Genomic DNA, 24,151 nt, shown 5'->3' on the forward strand with positions numbered 1-24,151 from the left:
TCCAGAATTGCCACATTGGGTTTGCAATCGGCTAATCGTCCGAGGTTCGTTGATTTCTTTGTTCAGTAACAAATATTTCGACCAGTTGCCCCAGTGCTTGAACGGATTGACCTGCCTCAACAATCTTAGCTTCAAGCTCTGTAATTAAAAGTGTCGCAGTTTGCAGATGGTTGAGGGTTTGTTCAATCACGTCACGGGACTGAAGTTCAAACTCATTTAAGTTCATAGTAGAAACTACGTATGCGTGTCTAATATTACACATAGCTTATTCTTCCCATTACGGATCTGACTTTCCGGTTCGTAATTGAAGTCTTTATATAGCGCTCACAAATAGTTTGTGAACAAGGGGGGTGAGGGCTGCGCTCCCACACAGGGGTGAACCCCCCTGCACCCGTTCAAATTTCAAGAAGGATCTCTATAGATTCTCTTAAAATTGATATGAAGCTTGTAAAGCCCCACTCAATCCGCTGATTCGCTCGTGACATCCCCTAAAAATTTACCGCTGATCCAGGACCCGGAGCGTTTAGAAAGTTGCCTCAAAGAGATCCCGCCGGAACCCGGTGTGTACTTGATGCGGGATGGTAATGACCAGATTCTATACATTGGCAAATCGAAAAAACTGCGATCGCGTGTTCGCTCTTACTTTCAAAGCGGGCCTCATCACACGCCCCGCATCACCCTGATGGTGCGTCAAGTGATGGAGATTGAGTTCATTGTGACAGATACTGAGGCCGAAGCCCTGGCACTGGAAGCCAATCTGGTCAAACAGCACCAGCCCCACTTCAATGTGCTACTGAAGGATGACAAGAAGTATCCCTGGCTCTGCATCACCTGGTCTGAACCCTATCCCCGCATTTTCATCACGCGCAAACGACATCACGGCAAGGAAAAAGATCGCTTTTATGGTCCCTACGTGGATGTGGGGCTGTTGCGGCGAACTCTGCATCTGGTCAAGCGCATCTTTCCTTTGCGCCAACGACCTCAACCCCTGTTTAAGGACCGTCCCTGCCTCAACTACGACATTGGGCGTTGTCCTGGTGTGTGTCAGAAGTTGATTAGCTCGGAGGATTACCACAAAACTGTGCAGAAGGTGGCGATGGTATTTCAGGGCCGTACCAAAGAGTTAGAAGACATTCTGACCAAACAGATGGAACAGGCTGCCGAATCGCTCAACTTTGAAGTGGCGGCTCGCATTCGGGATCAAATTGCTGGAATCAAAACCATCGCCGCAGACCAGAAGGTATCCCTGGCCGATGACACCATTTCACGGGATGCGATCGCCCTCGCTGCCGATGAGCAACACGCTTGTATTCAGCTATTCCAGGTACGTGCCGGACGTTTAGTGGGGCGTTTGGGCTTCATTGCCGATGCCCAATCTGGCACCTGTGGAGAAATTTTGCAGCGCGTTCTAGAGGAGCACTTTCAGACGGTTGACCCGGTGGAGATTCCGGCTGAGATTCTGGTGCAGTATGAATTGCCAGAAGCGGATATGCTGGCCAGTTACTTAAGTGAGCAGAAAGGACGCAAAGTAGTCATTATTACACCTCAGCGGCAAACCAAAGCAGAACTGATCGAAATGGTGGAGCGCAACGCCGAATATGAACTGGCCCGAACCAGGCGCTTTGCTGATCGCAATACTCAGGCGATGCAAGACCTGACAGAACTCCTGGATCTGCCCGATCTGCCTCGCCGCATTGAAGGTTATGACATTTCCCACGTGCAGGGCTCAGATGCAGTAGCATCCCAGGTTGTGTTTATCGATGGTTTACCGGCCAAACAACACTACCGCCATTACAAAATCAAAAATCCCAAAGTCACATCTGGGCACTCCGATGACTTCGCTTCAATGGCAGAAGTGATTACTCGACGCTTCCGTAAGTACGCCGCCATGAAGGAGCGGGGTGAGCAGCTAAGGAGTGATGATAATTCAGTGCTGGATCGGTATGTCACAGCAACTTCTGATTTTCCTGATCTGATTATGATTGACGGTGGCAAGGGGCAGCTTTCGGCAGTCGTTGAAGTTCTACGCGAAATGAATTTGCTGGAAGAGGTTCGTGTAGTTAGTCTTGCCAAGCAGCGGGAAGAAATTTTCTTACCCGGCGAGTCGCTGCCGCTTACGACCGATGCTGAGCAACCGGGTGTCCAACTTTTACGCCGCCTGCGGGATGAGGCACACCGATTTGCGGTCAGCTTCCATCGCCAGCAGCGCTCTGACCGGATGCGGCGATCGCGCCTGGATGAAATTCCTGGGCTCGGCCATCACCGGCAAAAACAACTTCTGGCGACGTTCCGCTCCATCGATTACCTGCGTGAAGCCAGCCCTGAGCAAATTGTAACCGTTCCCGGTATCGGTCCGCGTCTGGCCCAGCAAATTTACGATTACTTTCATCCCAAGCCCGAAGAGGGAGAATTAGAAACTCCTGAAGTAGCCGAGGCATCGGATGTTGCAGCCAGTTAGGTATAGCTCGCGGGGGTGAAAACCGCTATATTTTCCCTCTCCTTAACATTCACTTTATAAAGAAGCGGACACTGCTAATTTTGCATCTTGAGTTCACGGGCTCACTACAAGGTAGAAAATTTCTGTGGTGTACTTAAACAAAGTAGGGAATTTTGGGGCTGACTAAATCTAGGGATGTTCTAAGTACGCAGGCATGGGGATGGGTTCTAAAACGAAGACGGGAGTGGTGGTGATCGGGCGCAATGAAGGCGATCGCCTGATTCGGAGCCTGGAATCTATTGGAAAGGGAGTCCAGGGGATTGTATACGTCGATTCCGGTTCCACCGATGGTAGTTGCGAAGCCGCCCGAGATCGCGGAGTTGAAGTCATCAACCTGGATATGGCCATTCCCTTTACGGCTGCCCGCGCCCGCAATGCTGGTTTCGAGCGATTAAGGGAAATCCATCCTGGCATTGAGTACGTCCAGTTCATTGATGGAGACTGTGAAGTAGTGAATGGGTGGATTGAGGCCGCCGCTGAAGTGCTGGATACTCATCCGGATATAGTTGCAGTTTGCGGTTGGCGACAAGAACGCTACCCAGAACGCAGCGTCTACAACCGCATTTGTGATGTGGAATGGCACATCGGTGAGATTGGAGAGATCCATGCCTTTGGTGGCGATGTCATGATTCGGGCCAGCGCTCTGGCAGCCGTGGGCGCTTACAACCCTTCTGTCATTGCTGCTGAAGACGATGAACTGGCCGTGCGCCTGCGCCAGAAGGGAGGCAAAATTCTCCGCATCGACCAGACCAGCACCCTACACGATGCCGACATGCACCACCTAGCGCAGTGGTGGAACCGGGCGAAACGGTGTGGTTATGCCTATTCTCAGGTTTCTTCCCTGCATGGCACTTCGCCCGATCGCAAATTCGTCAAAGAAGTTCGACGCACCTGGCTCTGGGGCTTTTTTATGCCGTTAGGAGCTATGATATTGGCTCCTTTCACCTACGGGCTGTCTCTAATTTTATTTCTCCGCTATCCCCTCACCGCGCTGCGCACCATTTACAGTACTCACCGTCGAGGCTTTACCTGGGCTGAAAGTATCCCCTGGGGATTATCTTGCAGTGTGTCGGTATTTCCAGAAGCCCTGGGAGCCGTGAAATTTCAACTCAATCGGCTGCGCAATCGACAGCACGAAATCATTGAATACAAGGGGCCTCAAGCTTCTGTATAGGTAGAATACAATCCACGAGGAGTAAGGTTAATGGCATTTGAAAACGGTCCCAGTAATCCCGTTAACGTCGCACTACTTGGCACGGGCTACATTGCGGATTTTCACCATGCAGCGCTGCGCCTGCTACCCAACGTTAGGGTCCAGGCTGTGTGTGATTTAAACCGTACTCTGGCTCAGCAGTTTGCCAGTGCAAAAGGGATTCCCAATGTCTATTTCGACCTGGGCGAGATGCTAGCCCAGGAGAAACTGGATGTTGTCCATGTGTTGACGCCGCCTCACATCCACTTCCAAACCAGCTCTCAGATTCTGGCGGCTGGGGTAGATGCCTTGATTGAAAAGCCGCTATGTCATCAAGTCAGCCAGTGCCAGGAGCTACGCAGGCAAGCAAAGGCGGTGGGTCGGGTGATTGGAGTCAGCCACAACTTCCTCTACTTCCCGGTATATGAACAACTAGTGACGGACCTGCGGAGTGGACGGTTGGGCCAAATTGATCAGGTTGATATTGTCTGGAACAAGGAATTGGGTCAGCTGCGGGGCGGACCTTTTGGAGCCTGGATGCTGCAAACACCAAAGAATATTCTGTTTGAGGTGTGTCCTCACTCATTTGCCCATCTGGTCCATCTTCTGGGGCAGCCCGATTCTCTCAGCGTTGATGTCAATGATCGGATTGAATTGCCCCGCGGGTTGGAGTTTTACCGTCGCTGGGAAATTCGTGGTTGGAAGGGAAATACTAGCCTTCGGCTGCGGTTTTCCTTCATTGATGGCTACCCAGAGCATTACATCCATGTGCGGGGCACCAATGCCTCTGCACGGGTAGATTTTGAAAACAATACCTACACGGTTCAGGAACACAGCCCCTACCTACTGGATATCGATCGCTTTGTAAATGTCTTAACTGTTGCCCGCGATGCCACCTTACAAGCTACAGGCACTCTGGCCAATGCAGTTCTGGCAAAGGTAAAACTTTCCAAAAAAGCGGGTCCCTTCGCTTACAGCATTGCCCGTACCGTCGAAAGTTTTTATACTGGTCGTCAAGTTACGCTAGATGAGCGAGTCGCTCCGGAGATTGGAGAAGCGGCGATCGCCCTGGCGGAATGGGTTGCCCGCGAAACCAATATCCCCATCCCCGAAAAGCCAGCCGCAAACTTAACCAGCTTTACCCAACCACCCGCCCAAAAATCTACCGTACTGGTGATCGGTGGAACAGGATTTATCGGTCAGTCACTTGTTCGTCGCCTGCGTCAGGAAGGTTACGGAGTAAGAGTCTTGAGCCGTAACCCCAGTAGCGTTCCTACTGAATTACAGAACCTTCAGATTGAACTGGTGAAAGGAGATTTTGCCGACGAAGCCGCAGTGGATGCTGCTCTGGATGGCATTGAATACGTCTACCACCTGGCCAGAGGTAGTGGCAAAACCTGGAACGATTATCTGCAAACAGACGTTGAACCAACTCGCAAGGTCGCTGAGCTGTGTCTCAAGCATGGAGTTAAGCGATTGTTCTACACCTCTTCGATCGCCATTTACCACGCAGGCAAAAGCGCTGGAACAATTACTGAGGACACCCCACCCAGCAAAGGCATGATGAGGGTTGCCCCCTACTCTCGCTCCAAGGTTGAAAATGAACACCTTTTGCTGGAAATGTACCGCCAGAAAAGGCTACCCGTGGTTATTTTCCGCCCCGGCGTTGTTTTAGGGTCGGGTGGCAATCCTTACCACTGGGGAATTGCGGCATGGCCCTACAGTTCCGTTTGCAATCTGTGGGGAGATGGCAACAATCCGCTGCCCATTGTGCTAGTGGATGATGTTGCCGATGCATTGGTTAAGGCAATCCAGGTTCCCAACATCGAAGGTGAATCCTTTAACCTGGCCAGCCCTCCCTGCATCAGTGCAAATGAATATCTTGATGCCTTTGAGCAGCAGGCTGGCATCAAGATCAAACGGGTTCCCGCTCCTGCCTGGCGGATGTACACCTCATCCCTTGCCAAATGGGCACTTAAGCGAATTGGGCGAGACCCCAATGCGGCCTTTCCCAGCTTTGAAGATTGCAATGGGCGGAGTCTGGCAGCCTTGTTTGACTGTTCCAAAGCCGAACGGATGCTAGGTTGGTCTCCTGTAAAAGACCGTGAGACACTCCTGCACAAAGGAGTTCAGCTTCCGGTGAAGGAATTCTTTCAGTAGCCAAAACAAACTATAGCGATCCTATTTGGATTGTGAGAAAAGATTCCTGGGCTTTTCTTACACAGCCCGTCAATCTCACGACTGATTGAGGGATGCTATAGCTCTACGCGGGTGCGTTAGGACGTTGGAATTAGAGAGGGAGTGAGTGGGGGCTTCGCCCCCAGCCGAGGGTTCCACCCCTGCACCCCGTCCTAACCATAATGACTACCGCTATATAGTGATCTTATTCAGATAGCAATCCCATCTGGATTTTGAAAAGAAATTTCTGTGGAGTTTCTTTTCAAAAAGTCGTTTCATTTCACGAATCATTTAGGAATGCTGTAGGATGTATAGGAATGCTGTAGGATGTAGCCGCACTGAACTGGGTACAGCGCCACGAATGAAAAAAGAGAGTTAAGGAAATCAAGGATTCTATAGAGTTAAGGAAATCAAGGATTCTATTTTCCAAGTCAGCTAGCCCTAATTATCGGTAGCGTAATCCATCGCCCTCTCAGCTTAAATCGACTCCCAGAAAACGATCTAAAAATCGCGATCGCCAGACGGCTCGCAAAATCAGACACCACTCCAGAGCAACCAGGAAAAGGAAAAGGCAATCAATTGTACTGAGCGGTGATAGCTCAAAGAAACGGCGAGAAATGGGAACGGCAAGAATGAGCAGGTAAATTCCCAACAGAAAAAGCGCCATCAGAGAGTAACGCCAATCTCCACTCAGCGGTTCGCCACCCACCCAGGCTTTGGTTGGCGGTTTAAGGAACGGAAGCAAAAGTAACTGACACAGGATGAGGATGGTCACCAGGGCTGTGCGGGGCTGTTTGTAGTCAACCTGGGTAAAGTCTGAGCCCGGAGCCAGGTCGAGAATGGCACTCACTAAATAGAGCAAATAAACGAGCAAAGCCACCAGACTGAGCGTCAGGGCAGCGGGGATCGTGAAGTGCAGGAGCGATCGTACAATGCTACGTCGCTTACCTACACCTCCCGGTTTTGCCCAAAGGGGAAGAACGGTCGTCGGCAGCCCAACCCCAAACAGGGAAACAAGGGCACTGTGCTTGTTCACCAGGGGAAAACTGTCTGTCACCATCGCTGTCGAAAAGATCAGGAGTGTGATGGAAAATACCCGCACAATGAAAAGCGCCAGCACATCCCGAATGCCATTGTGAATCCGCTGCCCTTCCAGAAAAGTATGGGGCAGGGAAGCAAAGGAATCCTTCAGCAAAACAATATCAGCCACTCCCCTGGTTGCCTTACTGCCACTCTCCATTGCAATGCCCAGGTTGGCCTGCTTCAGCGACAGCACGTCATTCACACCATCCCCGATCATGGCGACATAATGCCCCTGGCGACGGAGAGTCTGCACCAGGTGGGCTTTCTGTTCCGGAGTGATGCGCCCAAAAACGTTGCAGGAAACGGCGGCCTGGCTGAAGCGGGCACTATCCATAATGGCCAGTTCTGGTCCCGAAATCAGTCGAATTTCTCCTCCAAATCCTGCCTGTTTAGCCAGGGCACCTACCGTCTGGGGGTTGTCACCTGAAATGATTTTGACGCTGATTCCTGCCTTCGAAAATCCTTCCAGGGTTTCCCGTGCCTGGGGGCGGAGCTGATCACTCAACTGCAAAATACCCAGCGGCATCAGGTCTGGGGGCAGGATGGGATGATCTTCACAGTCGTCGAGGGCATTCACATCCTTGCTGTAGGCAAACAGCAGTACCCGTAACCCCTGCTGTACCCCCGCCTCAATTTGAGCCTTCATGGCATCGGTAATGCTGGCACTCTTGGCCAGGGTTTCGGGGGCACCCAGGACATAAACTCCAGGCATGGGAGAATCTTTGAGGGCGATCGCACTCCACTGCCGGGCAGAGGAAAAGGGAATCTCTGCCTTGACCATCCGTTTTTGCCCGGGAAGGGTGGCCACCAGCGTATCACTGGTACGGTTGTGAGCGGTAGTGTTGGTAGCAAAATCTCCCAGGGCCGCTCGCAGTTCTTCCTCGGTAATTCCCACTGGATACAGGGTTTGCAAATCTAGCTGATTGGTGGTGAGGGTTCCGGTTTTATCCAGGCAAAGCACATCCACATTGCTCAACGACTCCACCGCATTGGCCTGCTGAATCAAAACATTCTCACCCAGCATGCGCACGGCTCCTGTGCCGTAGGCCAGCGTAATCGCAATCAGCAGCCCGGCAGGCACCAGACCCGCAATTACAGCTGACCGCTGGGCCAGGTCGGCAAGGGGAAGCGATCGACTCAAAAAGCTGATGCCCACCAAAATCCACAGAAAGCAAGCAAGCAGCAGAAATACCCGAATCACCAGGTTAATCTCCTGCTGGAGTGGTGTATAGACCTGACGAAACGCCCGTGCCCCTGCCACCAGTTTGTAGGCAACCGTTTCGGTGCCAACCTTCTGGGCTTCAAAATAACCACTGCCGCCGACGCAGAAGGTTCCGGAGTAGACTGCATCGCCAGCTAGCTTGGGCACCATGTCTGATTCGCCAGTCAACAGGGACTCATCCACATCAATCCGCCCATCACCGACCACAGTCCCATCTACCAGGATCTGGTCGCCTGATCGCACCACCAGAATGTCGCCCAATACAATGTCACGAGGATCAATGGTGCGTTCTCTTCCATCCCGTAGGACGTTTGCCGTCGGACGGTTCAGAAGTGCAATCTCATCTAGTTTCCGTTTCGCCCAAATTTCCTGGCAAATGTTCATCAAAATGCCGCTGAAGATGACCACCACCACTAAGACGGCATCTCCATAGCGCTGGAGTAGCACCATCACCGCGCTGATGGCAAAGAAAACCAAGTTGATAAAACTGAACAGGTTTTCTTGCAGAATCTGGCGATAGGAGCGGCTAGTTTGAAGGGTGACATCATTCCCTTGACCCGCTGCCCGCCGCTGAATGACCTCTTGCTCACTAAGTCCTTGTAGATAGTTTGTGGAATGAAGATCCTGGGTCATGGTGGCAGCAAAGAAGAATACCGGGTCTGGGCGTAGAGTCAATATAGGTTATAGCCCCAGGGTAGCTTTGAGTTCTCGCAGAGTGGCAGCTTCTTTTTTACTCACTTTTTCACCCGTACCAAATAACCCTTCTCCAGCGGCATTGGCAACGCGATCGGCGCAGGTATAGATGAACTGCTTATACTCCTGAATTTCTTCAGGCGAAGCTTTTTCACTTAAAATTGACAGTGCCTTGCGAATTAATCCCTGGGCTGACTCTAAAATTCTTTCGGGTGTTATATCGGCCGGTGGCTCTTGCTCGGCAGCATCTTCAGGTGTTTCAGTATAGTTTGCAAATAACTTCTGAATCAGCCGGCTATTGGGATAATTTTGGGCTGCACCCATAATTTCCTTCCCTAGAGCCGCAATTTCAATGCCCATAGAAATCACTGTGAATTCGCAAAAGACCACAGCATGTCCACTCATAATTACGGCCTGTCTCAACGTATTTAACTCTGTTTCGGAGTAGTTTGCCGGATTTGCCATTTAAGTTTGCTCTGATAAAAGAAAAGAATTTCAGGGGGATCATAACACCCGAACGATGTGTATTCTAAATAACATCTGAATGATGGGTATCTTAAGAAGATAACCTCACCTAATCTCTTGCACCGTCGGGGGTCAGACGTCCGATGCCCGATTGCCAGACTGTAAACCTTACGCATTCTGGCTAGGGCAAGGGGGGTGTGGGGGCGGTGCCCTCACAGCAGAGGGCAACCTCTGCACTCCATCACAATCCAAACGTTTACTGCTATGGCAGTCCTAAATCAGTTGTGAGATTGAGAGGCTTTGTGAGAAAGGATTTCTACGGAATTCTTTCTCACAATCCAAACAAGATAGCTACATATCATTAAATTTGTGACCAAACCCAGATTAGCAAAGCTTGTGACCAAACCCAGATTAGCAAAGCAAGTTCATTAAAGATATATGTAAGGTTTTCGCATTCTGTAAGGTTTTCGCATTCCGGTTCGTTGTTAAGGATGATGTAGCAATGAACTCCGACCAATCACTAGGTTACTCTGGCTCTAATGATGCACTCGATGAGTGTCCTTCAGTGGAGTGCTCTGAAGTTCCGCCTGAGAATGTCGATAATCCTCTTCGCCCACAGAGATTGACGAGTCAATATTCACAGGAATATTCACAGGATCTAGATCAGCGCCTCCGCGATCGCCATCTGCGAGCGTTCTTTGAAAGCGCCCTGGATGCAATGGTAGTCGCCGATGACGAAGGCCGGTATGTCGATGCAAATCCTGCCGCCTGCGATTTGTTTGGCCTTTCCAGGGAAGAACTTTTAGGCCGAAAGATTGTTGACTTTGCCGAACCGGGTTTTGACTTCGATGCGGCCTGGCAGGCTTTTCAACAGGATGAACGGGTCAAGGTTGAGTTTCGGCTGGTGCGTCCGGATGGGGAAGTGCGGGATGTGGAATGTGCGGCGACCGCCAATTTTGTTCCTCACCGTCACCTCTATGTTCTGCGCGACATTACCGAACGTAAACAGGCGGAAGTTGCCCTTAAGTTGAGCGAAGCTCGCTACCGAGCCATTGTTGAAGATCAGACCGAACTGATTTGCCGCTCGTTACCCAATGGCACTCTAACTTTCGTCAATCAGGCGTATTGCCGTTACTTCAATAAATCTCCAGAGGAGCTAATTGGCTATAGCTTCATGCGGTTGATACCAGAAGATGAGCAACCTCTGGTCCAGCAATATTTCTCCTCAATCAGTCGCGAAAATCCAGTAGTCACCTACGAGCATCAGGTGATGCTGCCATCAGGCGAGATGCGCTGGCAGCAGTGGGTCGATCGTGCCATCTTTACTTCCTCTGGAGAACTGTTTGAAATTCAATCCGTGGGGCGGGATGTTACCTCACAAAAAACAGCCGAGCTGGCATTGCAACAGCTAAACCATGAGCTGGAGTTGCGCATTGAAGAACAAACGGCTGAACTAAAGCAGGTGCTCAATTACCTGTCATTCCATGTCGAAAATTCTCCCCTGGCTTTTATTGGATGTGATGAGGGGCTTCGGATTCATTTTTGGTCAAAGCGGGCAGAGCAGATTTTTGGTTGGAAGACAGAAGAGGTGCTGGGACGATCTTGGAAAGATCTGGAACTCTTTTATGAAGAGGATTTGACCGCGTTTTTGCAAGTGCTGGCCCGTCTGCGCCAAGGTGAGAGCCAGGTCATTCACGTCAACCGCAACTACCGCAAAGATCGATCAGTCGTTTACTGCGAGTGGTACAACTCGGCCCAGCTTGATGGAGACGGAAATCTGGTTTCAGTCCTGTCGCTGGTGCATGATGTGAGCGATCGCCAACGGGTAGAAGACAATCGTAATCAGGCAGAGGAAGCCCTACGGCAACGGGAAATTGTATTACGCGAAGCTCAACGAGTTGCCCATGTGGGTAGTTGGGAATTTGATCTTGGCACACAGAAGATCACTTGGTCCGAAGAGATGTTCCATATCTTTGGTCTTGACCCCAACCAGCCTGAGCCCACCTATCCAGATTTCCTGCAAATGCTCCACCCCGACGATTCAAAAAGCTTACAAAGTCTGGTGGAGCGGGCTATTCATGAAGGTATTCCCTACGAGATTGAGCATCGCATCGTCAGACCCGATAGCTCGGTTCGCTATCTAATAGGACGGGGAGAAGCTATTTTTAATGCCAGGGGAGAGATCATCAAGCTATTTGGCGCAGGAATTGACATTACTGAGCGCAAACTGTTTGAAGAGCAATTGCGATCGCAAGCAGACCGGGAACAACTCCTGCGTAACCTTACCCAGCGTATCCATCGATCCCTTAATCTGGATCAAATCCTGACTACCACGGTCAATGAGGTTCGACAACTCCTACAAACCGATCGCGTCCTGATCTTCCGCTTTCGAACCGATTGGAGTGGCGTAGTCGCTATGGAATCCGTTGCCGCCCCCTGGATGGCAGTTTTAGGAACCACTATTGACGATCCCTGCTTCAGCGAAAGGTTTATTACCCCCTACAGACGTGGACACATCCAGGTTACAGAAGACATCTTTACAGCCGATCTGGCTCCCTGCCATGTCGATTTTCTGGCTAAATTTCAAGTGCGTGCCAATCTGGTGGTCCCAATTTTGCAATGGGGAGAAGAACCCTACCTGGAAGACTTCTCGCAAATGAATCCAAATTTGTGGGGGCTACTCATTGCTCACCAATGCAGTGGCCCTCGCCATTGGCAAGCCAGTGACATTGACCTGATGAAGCAAGTGGCCGCTCAAGCTGGCATTGCGATTCAACAAGCCGAACTCCATCATCAGCTAAAGCGTTTCAACGCTGAGCTTGAACGCCAGGTGAAGGCACGCACCGCTCAATTGCAGCTGGCCTTCGAGTTTGAGGCCACGCTAAAGCGCATCACTGATCGGGTGCGGGACTCTCTGGATGAAAGCCAGATTCTTCAAAGCGCAGTTGAAGAATTAGCAAAGGGCCTGGGGGTAAACTGCTGCAACACGGCCCTGTTTGACCTCAACCAGGGGACTTCTACCATCTGCTATGAGTACACCAATGGTGTAGTGTCCCCATCTCAGGGGCGTGTTTCACGCATTGCCGATTTTCCCGAAATTTATAACCAACTTCTAAAGGGGCAGTATTTTCAATTTTGTTCTTTGGTTCCCAATTCAGTGCGGGGGCAGATGGCAATGTTGTGCTGCCCTATTTTTGACAATCATGGAATATTGGGAGATTTGTGGCTAATCAATCAGTCTTACTATGGCTTCAGTGAGCAGGAAATTCGCCTGGTGCAACAGGTGGCAAACCAGTGCGCGATCGCCCTTCGCCAGTCTCGCCTTTATCAAACCGCTCAAGCCCAGGTACAGGAGTTAGAACGACTCAACCAATTAAAAGATGATTTTCTGAGCACTGTCTCCCATGAATTGCGCACTCCCATGTCCAACATCAAAATGGCAATCCAGATGTTGGAAGCCAACTTATTTCATACTGGAGAGAAAAACACATCTCTCTCTCCATCCGTGCAAAAACTTAACCGCTACTTCCAGATTCTCAAAGACGAATGCCAGCGAGAAATTAGCCTGATCAATGACCTCCTGGATTTGACCCGTCTGGATGCAGGCACAGAACTGTTGATACCCACCCCCATCGATTTACCAGATTGGCTACCCCGTGTCGTTGGTCCCTTCATTGAACGCGCCGGACATCAGCAGCAACAATTAGTAATCGACATTCCCGCTGCCCTACCTCCTGTAATCACGGATCAGTCCTATCTGGAGCGCATCCTCACTGAACTATTGAACAACGCCTGCAAATACACTCCAGCAGGGGAAACAATTACAGTTGCAGCTATTACAACAAAGGAACCCCCACTCCCCCTTCTCCAAATCAGCGTAACCAACTCCGGGGTCGAAATCCCTCTCCACGAACTGTCCCGTGTTTTCGACAAGTTCTACCGTATTCCCAACAACGACCCCTGGAAGCATGGCGGCACTGGATTAGGGCTTGCCCTGGTCAAAAAACTGATTGAACGTCTCGGAGGCACCATTCAAGTTGAAAGCCTGGATCACAAAACTTGTTTCAAGTTGCAACTTCCCCTTGAATAAGAACTTGCTTTTGCCAGAGCCGCCTGCATTAATTGCGTTAATTGCGTCTATAGCAGTCCTGAATGATTTGTGAAATGAAAGGGTTTGTGAAAAGGGACGCAGAAATCCTTTTCACAATCCAGATAGGATCGCTATAGCTACTTACAAAGCTATGAGTGAAAAAGGAGCATCAGGAGAATCGAGGTCACCACAAAGAAGAGCCAGAATACTCACATCCCTGGCTCCTTTACAAAAGGACTGTTCCTTAGAGTTCACCTAATCTGTTAAACAGATGCGGGGGAGTCGTCATCCTGGTTAATCTGACGCTCGATGGTTTCGATCGCTGCATTCAATCCTGCTAAGCGGGTTTCAAGATCATCCCGCATCCACCTCAGAAACCGAAGTTTGCGCTCCTGATAGGCTTTGCGAGACATCGGCTCACCCATCCAGCAAGGGTTATTCCAAAATGGAAACATAGTTTTCATCCTTAACTGCCGATTTACCCTGATCTTGACTGAATTTTGAAAAGGTGAGGGAAGAAGAAAAGTCGAAATTACCGTACTATAGCTGTTGCTAGGTTGCTTAGGGCACTGGATTTGAGGGGGTGTGGAAACTTTGCCCCTAACCAGGGGGTTCTCCTAAGCCTGGTGGCTGTGGCTATAGTGTCGATAGAATAGAGCGGTTCTTGGCGCATTAAGTAGGTAGTCATAATTAATTTGTAAAGGGGGAGTGGGGGCTGTGCCCCCGGCAGGGGGTTTCACTCCCTCCACCCCCAAAATTATCCTTAATTTAATTGCGCCTCGCTACTTAGCATTTCTTACTCTTTGCAATAACTGACTCCTATGACTGTGATCGCATCCGCTCCCTTTTCCCCTGAAGAAATTGCCGCAGAAGGCATTAAGCCAGAGGAATACGAAGAAATTGTCCGGCGTCTGGGTCGCCATCCAAACAAGGCTGAACTGGGTATGTTTGGGGTCATGTGGTCAGAGCATTGCTGCTACAAAAATTCCCGTCCCTTGCTCAAGCAATTTCCGACCGAGGGCGATCGCATCCTTGTGGGTCCGGGAGAAAACGCCGGAGTGGTGGATCTGGGAGATGGATTGCGTCTGGCATTCAAAATTGAATCCCATAATCACCCATCGGCAGTAGAACCCTTCCAGGGCGCAGCAACCGGAGTCGGTGGCATTCTGCGAGACATTTTCACCATGGGAGCCCGCCCCATCGCCCTGCTCAACTCTCTCCGCTTCGGCGATCTGGCAGATGCCCGCACCCGTCGCCTATTCAATGGGGTCGTTGCTGGCATTGCTCACTATGGCAACTGCGTCGGTGTGCCAACCGTTGGCGGCGAGATCTACTTCGATCCAGCCTATTCAGGCAATCCCCTAGTCAATGTCATGGCATTGGGATTGATGGAAACTCCCGATATTGTTAAATCGGGTGCAAAAGGCATTGGTAACCCTGTGCTTTACGTCGGTTCCACCACCGGACGCGATGGCATGGGTGGAGCCAGCTTTGCCAGTGCAGAATTAAGCGACGAATCGATCGACGATCGCCCCGCCGTACAAGTTGGCGATCCTTTCCTGGAAAAATCCCTGATCGAAGCTTGCCTGGAAGCCTTCAAAACAGGGGCTGTTGTTGCCGCCCAGGACATGGGTGCCGCCGGAATCACCTGCTCTACCTCAGAAATGGCGGCAAAGGGCGGTGTTGGCATTGAACTGGACTTAGACAAAATCCCCGTCCGCGAAATCGGTATGGTGCCGTACGAATACCTGCTGTCTGAATCTCAGGAGCGAATGTTGTTTGTTGCCTACAAGGGGCGGGAACAAGAACTGATTGATATTTTCGAGCGGTGGGGGCTCCATGCTGTTGTTGCTGGAGAAGTCATTGCTGAACCGATTGTCCGCATCCTGTTTCAGGGTGAAGTCGCTGCTGAAATTCCTGCCACAGCCCTGGCAGACAACACTCCTGTCTACTATCGGGATTTGCTGAAAGAGCCCCCAGAGTATGCTCGTCAGGCATGGGCCTGGTCAGAAGACAGCCTCCCCCCCTGCACTCTGGAAGGTATTGAAATCCAGAACCAGTTTCATCCCTGGAATGATGTTCTGTTAACCCTGCTGTCAACTCCTACGATCGCTTCCAAACGCTGGGTTTACCACCAGTACGACCATCAGGTACAAAATAACACCGTCATTCTCCCTGGTGGTGCCGACGCTGCCGTAATTCGCATCCGTCCGTTAGAGCTCAAGAGGCAGGAGCCTGAAAGATTAGATAAGTGGGAGAGTGGGAGAGGGAGAGCGTGGGAGAGTAACCCCTCCCCCCCTCCCCCCCTCCCCTCGTCCCCTCCCTCCCCCCTTCCCCCATCCCCTCTTAAGGGTGTTGCCGCCACTGTCGATTGCAACTCCCGCTATGTCTACCTCAATCCCTTTGAGGGTGCAAAAATGGCAGTTGCTGAAGCGGCTCGTAATCTGAGTTGTGTTGGAGCCGACCCGGTCGCAGTTACGGATAACCTCAACTTTGGCAGTCCCGAAAAACCCATTGGCTACTGGCAACTTGCTGAAGCCTGCCGGGGATTGGCAAAAGCCTGCCGGGAATTCAGTACTCCTGTAACAGGTGGTAATGTTTCGCTTTACAACGAAACCCTGGATGCAGATGGCACTCCTCAACCGATTTACCCTACGCCTGTGGTGGGAATGGTGGGAATCATTCCCGACCTGACAAAAATTTGTGGACAGGGTTGGAGATTAGAAGGTGATCTCATTTATCTATTGGGGTTACGGTTGGAAATGCGGCATGAACAGTTGGTTGATCGAACAGCGACCCTGGGGGGCTCAGAATATCTGGCTACTGTACATGGGCTAGTTGCCGGGCAGCCTCCGGTTGTGGATTTTGATTTGGAACGTCGGGTGCAGGCAGCTTGCCGGGCAAGCATCCGCCAGGGATGGATTCACTCCGCCCACGATTGTGCCGAAGGGGGGCTGGCTGTGGCTCTGGCAGAATGTTGCCTCAGTGGTGAATTGGGAGCCGAAATTCAACTTCCAGTGAAGAGTGAGCGATCGCGACCCTCTGCCACTGCCTCCCATCTTCCCTCCCGCTGGGACCATCTCCTCTTTGCAGAAGGCGGAGCAAGAATTCTGGTATCAGTGGCAAGTAGCCGCCAGGAAATTTGGGAATCCTACTTGAATCAGCACCTGGGGCACGACTGGCAAAAGCTTGGACGGGTGATAAATCGAGGTTCCGGGCTAAAAATTTTCACTGCCGATGAACACCCGCTGATCCAGCTTGGGCTGGAAGAAATGGGCGATCGCTGGCAAAACGCGATCGAGCAATATTTAATCAGATGATCTCACTTGAAAATCTGAAGGCAGACGGTAGAAGCCAAAAGCTAGAAGTTTAAGGGCTACCGCGAATTTCTCAACTAAACAGGTAGGTTTTTCCCAACCAGGAGTCAACTTCAAATTGTTAAGATGTAACCGTCCAGATAATGGGAAAATTAAGAGAACCTTAAGATTAATGAATCTCCGGGCTTTCTTATCCCTGAAGTGATTGTGATCGCTGGCCGAACCTATTCTTCCATCAGGAGTTGAACTGAAGCATGAACCCCCTTTCTTCTTTGCCTGTTGATGTCGCTGCTCAGTCCAACCTGCTGGCAACGGAACCCAACCCGGACCAACCTGACAAGCCAGAGGAAGCCTGCGGTGTTTTTGGTGTCTATGCACCAGGAGAGGATGTTGCCAAGCTGGCTTATTTTGGACTCTTTGCTCTTCAGCACCGGGGGCAAGAATCTGCTGGAATCGCTACCTTTGAGGGGGATCAGGTTCACCTTCACAAAGAGATGGGATTGGTATCCCAGGTTTTCAGCGAAGCAATTTTGCATAAACTGCCCGGAAATACTGCTATTGGGCACACTCGCTATTCCACTACAGGCTCCAGCCGGGTTGTCAATGCCCAACCAGCTCTGGCAGAGACTCGTCTGGGTATGCTGGCCCTGGCGCACAATGGCAACTTGGTGAACACAGCTCACCTCCGCGAGGAGTTACTGCGGAGTAACTACAACCTGCTGACAACGACGGATTCGGAACTGATTGCACTGGCGATCGCCGAAGAAATTAAAAATGGCAAAGCCTGGTTAGAAGGAGCCATTAGTGCGTTTCACCGCTGCCAGGGGGCCTTTAGCCTGGTGATTGGTACCCCTGCTGGCATCATTGGCACTCGTGACCCAAATGGGATTCGCCCCCTGGTGATTGGCACTCTGCCCCAACACACATCAGAAGGCCCAGTCCGGTATGTATTAGCCTCAGAAACCTGCGGTTTGGACATTATTGGAGCCGAGTATTTGCGGGATGTGGAACCGGGAGAACTGGTCTGGATTACGGAGGAAGGGCTGGCATCCTTCCATTGGGCGGCCCAGCCCAAACCCAAACTTTGCATCTTTGAAATGATTTACTTCGCCCGTCCTGACAGTGTTATGCAGGATGAAAGTCTTTACAGCTATCGGATGCGGATTGGGCGGCGGTTAGCACTGGAGTCTCCGGCAGAAGCCGATCTGGTCATTGCGGTGCCCGATTCTGGAGTGCCTGCAGCGATCGGGTATTCCCAGGCGTCGGGCATTCCCTATGCTGAGGGATTGATTAAGAACCGCTACGTCGGTCGCACGTTCATTCAGCCGACTCAAACCATGCGTGAATCTGGCATCCGTATGAAACTCAACCCTTTGAAAGATGTGTTAAATGGCAAACGGGTTGTGATTGTGGATGATTCCATTGTACGGGGCACCACTAGCCGCAAGATTGTGAAAGCACTCCGGGATGCGGGAGCGATCGCTGTTCATATGCGCATCTCTTCGCCCCCTGTCACCCATCCCTGCTTTTATGGCATTGATACCGATAGCCAGGATCAACTCATTGCTGCTACAAAATCTGTTGAGGAAATTGCTGCTCAGATTGGAGTCGATTCTCTTAGCTACCTCAGTTGGCAGGGCATGCTAGAAGAAACTCACAGTGCCCCAGAAAACTTCTGCTCTGCTTGTTTTACGGGCGACTATCCGGTACCTGTGCCCGAATTTGTGAAGCGATCCAAGCTCATGTTGGAGAAAGCCGCCATTCCAGACACTGTACCAACGGCTTGAGATTTTTCTCTCGGCCCTACCCACATCTGCAACCAGCATTAATTCTCTAAAGTTGGCAGAATTTGCGTTCGCGTTCCCATTGAGGTTCTTGCCAGCCAAAGGAAAAATGGCTAATGCCCTGGATGGGGAGCGATCGCAGGGCTTCCATTTGCACTTCTAAAGAGGGGCGCTCTGGAGTTGCCTGTCCCCACATTCCCGTCAACACAGGTTCAACTCGTGTTCCCGCTGGAGCTTGAGCCAGCACCTTCTGCACCTGAGCCACAATGCAACTGGGGTCTCCACAAACGCCATAGGCCATGGGGTGCCACTTAATGGCACCAGGAAACTGTTCCCAACTTTGCAGGCGCGAGTCAAAGCCTTTGCCAACCTTCTGATTTGCCTCTGGGAAGAAGACAGCTCCTGCTGCAATTCCGCGTTGCTGAACCATTGCGGCTGCTACCGCCAGGAAACCAACTGGACCCTGTTTAGCGTGAGTCACTGCCAGGTTCCAGAGTTCTTTGTTCAGTGCGGGTAGCCGCTCAGCTACAGGAGCCCTCCATGAGATAGAGGGCGATCGCTCCTGCCAGAGAGGTTCTTTTTCAGTTGGATAAAGTTGGTCAACAGCTATCAGATCTTGAGCTGTCAAGTAACCCTGCCCCATGTAGCGGCGAATTAATTCCTGCCCCTTTTGGTTCTGAGCACGCTGGTACAACGTCTGTAGAGAAGCATCCCCATAAATCCATAAATCTTTCGTCTTACTGGCTACCGATGCAGCCCCCAACCCCTTGGGATAGCGGATGTAATCGAACAGAACGCCGTCCGGTCGGCGCTGAAGCACAGCCTGCACCAGTTGTTGGTAATCACTAATCGCCTCAGGACTGTAGGGATCGACAAAGATTTCATTAACGTTAGTAATGTCCTTACCGAGGGTGAAACTGGCTTTAATAGCCGCACTGACGGTAGTTTCGCCCTCTCCATTGCGGGCCAAGGTTTGCTGTCGGTCGGGGCGATCGGCATAGGTTTGACCAAAATTTAAGCTGAACAACCAGGCATAAACTTTCAATCCCCGTTCATGTCCCTTCTGAATTGCCTGCGCCAGCAGATCGACTTGTCCAGTACTGGATTCCTGCAATAGCGAAGGCCAAACTGTTGGGTTATCTGAGGCTGGCAATAAAACCTGACCGTTAGAAAAAACATCAATATTGACCTGGTTATAGCCTCGATTGACAATTTCATCGAATAGTGCATCCAGCATTCCAGGTTTACTGTCACAGGGATACAGACGAAGCCAGGTTGCCTGGGTTTGCAACCAGCTCTGACGGCGGCACTGACTCAATCGTTCTGCATGTTGCGTGATTATGATTTGATAACGTTGCTGGGCACTTACATCGCCTGCCAGAGTCGCTTGCAATAACTCTCGCTTCTGTGCCCGCTCCTGGGTAGATAGCTGGCACTTATCCCCTGCCTGGGCAGATAAGGGACTGATTGGCAATCCCAGGTGCATCAGACTGGTTGCAAGCGCGATCGCAGTTAGCCGGTGGCGAAGGTAGTTCCGATTTATCATGAATTCTGGCACCTCAGGCTCAATGCATGAAGATTTGGTTCGAGCCATTGTAGCGTCTGGCTGAAAAATAGAATTTAGAAGTTAGGAATCCTGGAATTCAGAAGTTAAGAATCAGGAGCCAGAAGGGGGAGGGAAAGGAAGTGGATGGGTGGGATTCATCCACTCCTTCTAAAGGCGGCATTGCTGAATTTGGGTATGAAGGATATGAAATAGGTACTATATGCTCGAAACTTCGTTTCGATTCATACTGCTTTTCAGCAACGCCCTGACGGCGGTTCGTCAGGCTGCAAAAAAACAGGAGGATTCGCAGTACAAACCCTCCCTTCTCTTAACAGTTGTGTAGCCATGGGCGGAGCGAGACTCGAACTCGCAAGACCGAAGTCGCCGCATTTTGAGTGCGGTGCGTCTACCAATTCCGCCATCCGCCCCTGGTTTCAGCTTCCTTATTATACTGAACTGGACGACTTTGGAGTAAAAGTTCTTGCAACTACGTCGGGTACCGGGAGAACCTTGTTAAGTCAAATTAGATAGGTTTCATTAACTCAACGTTAAATTTAGATAACAACAGCTTAAGAATTATGTTTGTTGAGGTTGTCAACCTCTAGGTGTTTCTATACTGATCCCATTCCCAATCGTTTGCATAATGCACGAGGAGGTTCCAAAATGGTTCATACATACGAGGTATTGGTTGACATTAAGGAATACCTGGCCCTCAACGACAATGCCTCTCGCTACGGAACAAAGCGCTACGAAATTGATGCTGAATCAAGAAAGCTCGCTACAGATACGGCAAGAACCCTGGCTAGAAATGACTATCCTAAATGCACTGAATATGATGTCAGGGTCACAAGGCTTTTGAAATAGAGTTTGCACAGGGTTTAATACAGTCTTTAAACCAAAAACACCTACCCTAGGGCAGATTTTGCAACTTGATAATGATAGTTTTGTTCGATTTGAGCAAAATCTGCCTTAGAGAAGGTAGGTGTCGTTGAATGTAGGGTTGTCAGGTACGCAGCAAAATATTGGTTATGTTGCATAGTATAACCCTGCGTTAATTGTATGAGTGCGATCCCTCACTCTGAGGGGAGTGGTGGTTTTTTTTTTATGCTGGTCCCTACTCTCAATAGCCACGCGATCGCTTTTGGCTGATTTGGCTGATGCAGTCGTCACCAGTGCTTTAAGCAATGTCCATCCCATTAGAGTAAGGATTAAAACAAATGCAATAATCATCAGTGGTGCCAATGTAAAGAATGGGGAAACTAGAAGGACGCAGAAATCCCAACAGCAAGATTGTAGTCATTGAGTTCTTCATGAAGAGAGTTATTGATGAATAACCTGCTGCTAAACTCCAGAACAGTTCCCACTCAAGTGCAAAATCACTAGTGGGCGATGGCATAAGTCCAGCAACCATTGGGTTGGAGAGGGGGGAGTCGGAGGGAGCCAGAATAGTATCCGTAGTCCCGCCATGCTGTGCTAGTACAGCAAAACGAAAGTTTTGTTGGGGATGCAGGGGTTTCCACCCCTGCTTGGGGGCGAAGCCCCAGACCCCCCATGTTGCAAAATTTAGTGTTTGCAACACTGGCTTCTGAATTCCTAAATTTGAATTCTTAGCCAGATCTTAACCAGATAAGGATATTTCACTTACCCAGGAACTGCTCATGCTTTCGTTGAGTGTAGCTGTTGATTCTACAATAAACCTCTAACGCAAGTTGAGTTTTCTGAATTATCTTGCAGGTTATGGAGTCTGCTCTCCTTAGTTAATCGATGAATCAGGTGGCAGAGTCAAAGAAAAGCTTTGTGACATTGGTCTGCCGGACCTGGTTGACTGACAAAAGTGGAAGGGAAGGGAAACTCAGCCATCAAAACTTCTCCCTCCCGCAACTCCTTATTTCCCAACTAGCTTCCAGAGGGATTGGAATAGCTGGGTTACCTCCTCCCAGAGTTGAACTGGGCCAATGCCCAGGGCAAGCAAAATGAGGACAATGAGGGCGATCGCCAGGGCTGTGCTGATTGCTGCTCTCAGTACTTTGATCAAAAGGGTGAAAATCAAAAACGCAACGGCGATCGCGGCCAGTAATAAAACGAGATTCATTTCCTTGAAGTTTCGAATTTATTCGTTGTCAAATGAACAAGTGGCTCATGGCTGGATAGAATCTTGCTGGAGAGATAAGGGGGCACGAATATCCCCTCAACATCCAGGGTTAAATCCATCCAATGGAAAGTGTGAAACGATTGAAATTAGAAAGCTCAAGATTAATCCTTGAACCAATTTCAATGGATTATGCCGAAGTCATTTTTCAGGAACTTACGGCTGAGATTACCCGGTTCATGCACCCAAAACCTGCCGAAAACATTAATGAAACCATACAATTTATTCGAGATGCAATGCGGCATCAAGAGAATGGCAGCGATTTCACCTTTGTTATTTTGAAGAAAGATAATTCAGAATTTTTAGGTGTCTGTGGTGTTCACCGAATTAACACAGATACCCCAGAACTTGGGATTTGGACCAAGAAATCAGCTCATGGTCATGGCTATGGGAGGGAAGCCATTCACTGCTTAAAAACCTGGGTTGATGAATTAATTGAATATCAATACCTTCTCTATCCGGTCGATAAGCGCAATATCCCCAGCCAAAAAATACCTGAAAGCCTTAAAGGGAAACCTTACCGGGAATATACCCAACTCAATCTCAGCGGCCATACACTCCATGTCATTGAGTACAGGATCTATCGATAAGCGACAATGAACGGCTTACAGAGCCACGAGCGGAATAGGCTATTAGATGTTGGTTATCGGCTGTGATCGATTTCAGGTCAGTAAGTGATAAGGACTATCCGGATCGCAGGAAATTGCTTTGAAAGGTGAGGATACTTCATCACGTTCAAGGCGTTGAAGTCCAAACTCTTCTATTAATTGTGTTCATTCTATGAATTTAATTGTGTTCATCCTGTTGATCTATTCTTTTCCTGTGGCTGGTACTTTCGCTCAAGCTGTTGATTTTAATCGGTTTGAAGAACGAAAAAAATCTTCAAATATCCCTAAAAATTGCGAGGCAATCAAATCCGCTGTTGTAACCATTTATGCCGGGAAAGAAATTGGCTCTGGTAGCGTCATTAGTTCCGGCAGATGGATCATCACCAATTACCATGTGGTGCAGGATCGGCTGGATCACTTTCAGGATAAGACACTTTGGGTTCAGACATTCAACGGTGTCAGCTATTCAGGAAAGGTGGTTGGTTGCGATCGCCCCAATGACCTGGCACTGATTCAACTGAATGGTGAGCAAACGCTTCCAACGATGCCTCTGGCCGATGGAGGCAAGCTTCGGCCTGGGCAGTCAGTGTGGGCGATCGGCAGCCCCTATGGTTGCCCCGGTGTGCTTACAGAAGGAACCTTAAGCAAGGTGAAATCTAATGGCGATCTGCAATCCCATATCATTCTCAATCCGGGGAATTCGGGCGGTCCGCTACTCAATTCGTGGGGAGAAATGGTTGGAGTCAATAAGGCCATTTTGCAATTGCCTTCGGGTAAAAATAGTGGAATCAGTCTTGCAACCAGTGTTCAGTCTGTCAAAAGCTTGCTCCAGCATCATTGTCGGGCCACAAAGGCAACTTTAGATTGTCATCTGGCTCCTTCTTCACCAGCCCGGCTGCTTGATCGCCCCATTTTTAGCGATCGCCCTGCCTCTTCTAATCATCCAGTAGTAATTGATTCCCACATCATCCTCAAGCAAAATTCGGCCTACCCGCGCCGGAGCCTCGGATTGATTGTGGACAGTCACCATCTCATTGTCCGCCAGGTGCAGCCAGGTTCCCTCGCCGCGTTGGGTGGATTCAGACCAGGCGATCGCCTGATCTCCGTCAATGGTGTTCAGTTAAAGCGATTGGAAGAGTTGCAAACAGTGTTAAACCGGGCGCCGGATTCTGCCGTCCTAGTCATTAACCGAAATCGGCAGCAAACCATTCTTCAGGTGAATTTTTAGCTCGATGGACAATTACAACTCCAAAACCATTGCAGGCTATAAACCTTATACTGCATTCCTTCAGTTATGGTGCATAATAGACCTGAGGTAGAGGCGTGA

Annotated in this window: 16 protein-coding genes and 1 tRNA gene; 9 read left to right on the forward strand and 8 right to left on the reverse strand. The window is 50.1% G+C overall.

Annotated elements, in window-relative coordinates; all coding sequences use genetic code 11:
* Window positions 1–31: 31 nt before the first annotated feature.
* Window positions 32–226 carry a hypothetical protein gene (locus P4D80_RS06455; protein ID WP_421658141.1) on the reverse strand — a complete coding sequence of 65 codons (195 nt, stop codon included), beginning with the start codon at window positions 224–226 and terminating at the stop codon, window positions 32–34.
* Window positions 227–478: 252 nt separating this feature from the next.
* Here P4D80_RS06455 and uvrC point away from each other — a divergent pair, with 252 nt between their 5' ends.
* The 3 genes from uvrC (at window position 479) to P4D80_RS06470 (ending at window position 5,849) form a co-directional block, all read left to right on the forward strand.
* Window positions 479–2,458, forward strand: a complete 1,980-nt coding sequence (gene uvrC / locus P4D80_RS06460; protein ID WP_421658142.1) for an excinuclease ABC subunit UvrC — start codon at window positions 479–481, stop codon at window positions 2,456–2,458.
* A 199-nt stretch (window positions 2,459–2,657) separates the two neighbouring features.
* Window positions 2,658–3,671, forward strand: coding sequence for a glycosyltransferase (locus tag P4D80_RS06465; RefSeq protein WP_421658144.1), 1,014 nt, complete (start codon window positions 2,658–2,660; stop codon window positions 3,669–3,671).
* Between the two features lie 30 nt (window positions 3,672–3,701).
* Entirely contained in the window at window positions 3,702–5,849 is a 2,148-nt protein-coding gene (locus tag P4D80_RS06470) for an NAD-dependent epimerase/dehydratase family protein (RefSeq protein WP_421658146.1), read from the forward strand.
* Window positions 5,850–6,339: 490 nt separating this feature from the next.
* Here the strand turns inward: P4D80_RS06470 and P4D80_RS06475 are convergent, their stop codons facing one another.
* Window positions 6,340–8,805, reverse strand: coding sequence for an HAD-IC family P-type ATPase (locus P4D80_RS06475; RefSeq protein WP_421658147.1), 2,466 nt, complete (start codon window positions 8,803–8,805; stop codon window positions 6,340–6,342).
* Window positions 8,806–8,853: 48 nt separating this feature from the next.
* Window positions 8,854–9,330 carry a hypothetical protein gene (locus tag P4D80_RS06480; RefSeq protein ID WP_421658148.1) on the reverse strand — a complete coding sequence of 159 codons (477 nt, stop codon included), beginning with the start codon at window positions 9,328–9,330 and terminating at the stop codon, window positions 8,854–8,856.
* Window positions 9,331–9,832: 502 nt separating this feature from the next.
* Between P4D80_RS06480 and P4D80_RS06485 the strand changes: the two genes are divergently transcribed.
* The gene (locus tag P4D80_RS06485) at window positions 9,833–13,420 is read left to right on the forward strand and encodes a PAS domain S-box protein (RefSeq protein WP_421658149.1); all 3,588 of its coding nucleotides are present in this window, start codon (window positions 9,833–9,835) and stop codon (window positions 13,418–13,420) included.
* 263 nt (window positions 13,421–13,683) lie between these two features.
* On the opposite strand, the gene P4D80_RS06490 is transcribed toward P4D80_RS06485, so the two are convergent.
* Window positions 13,684–13,875, reverse strand: coding sequence for a hypothetical protein (locus tag P4D80_RS06490; RefSeq protein WP_421658151.1), 192 nt, complete (start codon window positions 13,873–13,875; stop codon window positions 13,684–13,686).
* Between the two features lie 366 nt (window positions 13,876–14,241).
* Here P4D80_RS06490 and purL point away from each other — a divergent pair, with 366 nt between their 5' ends.
* On the forward strand, window positions 14,242–16,740 hold the full coding sequence (gene purL, locus P4D80_RS06495) for a phosphoribosylformylglycinamidine synthase subunit PurL (RefSeq protein WP_421658152.1): 2,499 nt from the start codon (window positions 14,242–14,244) through the stop codon (window positions 16,738–16,740).
* Between the two features lie 251 nt (window positions 16,741–16,991).
* Window positions 16,992–18,524 carry an amidophosphoribosyltransferase gene (gene purF / locus P4D80_RS06500; RefSeq protein WP_421658153.1) on the forward strand — a complete coding sequence of 511 codons (1,533 nt, stop codon included), beginning with the start codon at window positions 16,992–16,994 and terminating at the stop codon, window positions 18,522–18,524.
* Window positions 18,525–18,570: 46 nt separating this feature from the next.
* Here purF and P4D80_RS06505 read toward each other — a convergent pair whose 3' ends face one another.
* Together P4D80_RS06505 and P4D80_RS06510 are read right to left on the reverse strand one after the other, a co-directional pair.
* Window positions 18,571–20,115 (reverse strand): family 10 glycosylhydrolase, encoded by a 1,545-nt coding sequence (locus P4D80_RS06505; protein WP_421658154.1) that lies wholly within the window; start codon window positions 20,113–20,115, stop codon window positions 18,571–18,573.
* Between the two features lie 298 nt (window positions 20,116–20,413).
* Window positions 20,414–20,495: transfer RNA gene (locus tag P4D80_RS06510), tRNA-Leu, on the reverse strand.
* A 235-nt stretch (window positions 20,496–20,730) separates the two neighbouring features.
* On the opposite strand from P4D80_RS06510, the gene P4D80_RS06515 reads away from it, so the two are divergent.
* Window positions 20,731–20,931 (forward strand): hypothetical protein, encoded by a 201-nt coding sequence (locus tag P4D80_RS06515; RefSeq protein WP_421658155.1) that lies wholly within the window; start codon window positions 20,731–20,733, stop codon window positions 20,929–20,931.
* A 313-nt stretch (window positions 20,932–21,244) separates the two neighbouring features.
* Here P4D80_RS06515 and P4D80_RS06520 read toward each other — a convergent pair whose 3' ends face one another.
* On the reverse strand, window positions 21,245–21,367 hold the full coding sequence (locus tag P4D80_RS06520; protein WP_421658157.1) for a hypothetical protein: 123 nt from the start codon (window positions 21,365–21,367) through the stop codon (window positions 21,245–21,247).
* Between the two features lie 585 nt (window positions 21,368–21,952).
* The gene (locus P4D80_RS06525) at window positions 21,953–22,159 is read right to left on the reverse strand and encodes a hypothetical protein (protein ID WP_421658158.1); all 207 of its coding nucleotides are present in this window, start codon (window positions 22,157–22,159) and stop codon (window positions 21,953–21,955) included.
* Window positions 22,160–22,281: 122 nt separating this feature from the next.
* On the opposite strand from P4D80_RS06525, the gene P4D80_RS06530 reads away from it, so the two are divergent.
* Window positions 22,282–22,806 carry a GNAT family N-acetyltransferase gene (locus P4D80_RS06530; RefSeq protein ID WP_421658159.1) on the forward strand — a complete coding sequence of 175 codons (525 nt, stop codon included), beginning with the start codon at window positions 22,282–22,284 and terminating at the stop codon, window positions 22,804–22,806.
* Between the two features lie 232 nt (window positions 22,807–23,038).
* On the forward strand, window positions 23,039–24,052 hold the full coding sequence (locus tag P4D80_RS06535; protein ID WP_421658161.1) for a S1C family serine protease: 1,014 nt from the start codon (window positions 23,039–23,041) through the stop codon (window positions 24,050–24,052).
* Window positions 24,053–24,151: the final 99 nt, after the last annotated feature.

The organism is Leptothermofonsia sp. ETS-13 (genome assembly GCF_049200465.1).
GTDB lineage: Bacteria > Cyanobacteriota > Cyanobacteriia > Leptolyngbyales > Leptolyngbyaceae > Leptothermofonsia.

Excerpts from the sequence above, each read along its gene's own strand:
- P4D80_RS06455 (WP_421658141.1), bottom strand. The coding sequence starts at position 226 with ATGAACTTAAATGAGTTTGAACTTCAGTCCCGTGACGTGATTGAACAA.
- P4D80_RS06525 (WP_421658158.1), bottom strand. The coding sequence starts at position 22,159 with ATGAATCTCGTTTTATTACTGGCCGCGATCGCCGTTGCGTTTTTGATT.
- P4D80_RS06490 (WP_421658151.1), bottom strand. The coding sequence starts at position 13,875 with ATGTTTCCATTTTGGAATAACCCTTGCTGGATGGGTGAGCCGATGTCT.
- purL (WP_421658152.1), top strand. The coding sequence starts at position 14,242 with ATGACTGTGATCGCATCCGCTCCCTTTTCCCCTGAAGAAATTGCCGCA.
- P4D80_RS06480 (WP_421658148.1), bottom strand. The coding sequence starts at position 9,330 with ATGGCAAATCCGGCAAACTACTCCGAAACAGAGTTAAATACGTTGAGA.
- purF (WP_421658153.1), top strand. The coding sequence starts at position 16,992 with ATGAACCCCCTTTCTTCTTTGCCTGTTGATGTCGCTGCTCAGTCCAAC.
- P4D80_RS06475 (WP_421658147.1), bottom strand. The coding sequence starts at position 8,805 with ATGACCCAGGATCTTCATTCCACAAACTATCTACAAGGACTTAGTGAG.
- P4D80_RS06470 (WP_421658146.1), top strand. The coding sequence starts at position 3,702 with ATGGCATTTGAAAACGGTCCCAGTAATCCCGTTAACGTCGCACTACTT.
- P4D80_RS06505 (WP_421658154.1), bottom strand. The coding sequence starts at position 20,115 with ATGGCTCGAACCAAATCTTCATGCATTGAGCCTGAGGTGCCAGAATTC.
- P4D80_RS06520 (WP_421658157.1), bottom strand. The coding sequence starts at position 21,367 with ATGACTACAATCTTGCTGTTGGGATTTCTGCGTCCTTCTAGTTTCCCC.
- P4D80_RS06515 (WP_421658155.1), top strand. The coding sequence starts at position 20,731 with ATGGTTCATACATACGAGGTATTGGTTGACATTAAGGAATACCTGGCC.
- P4D80_RS06530 (WP_421658159.1), top strand. The coding sequence starts at position 22,282 with ATGGAAAGTGTGAAACGATTGAAATTAGAAAGCTCAAGATTAATCCTT.
- P4D80_RS06485 (WP_421658149.1), top strand. The coding sequence starts at position 9,833 with ATGAACTCCGACCAATCACTAGGTTACTCTGGCTCTAATGATGCACTC.
- P4D80_RS06465 (WP_421658144.1), top strand. The coding sequence starts at position 2,658 with ATGGGTTCTAAAACGAAGACGGGAGTGGTGGTGATCGGGCGCAATGAA.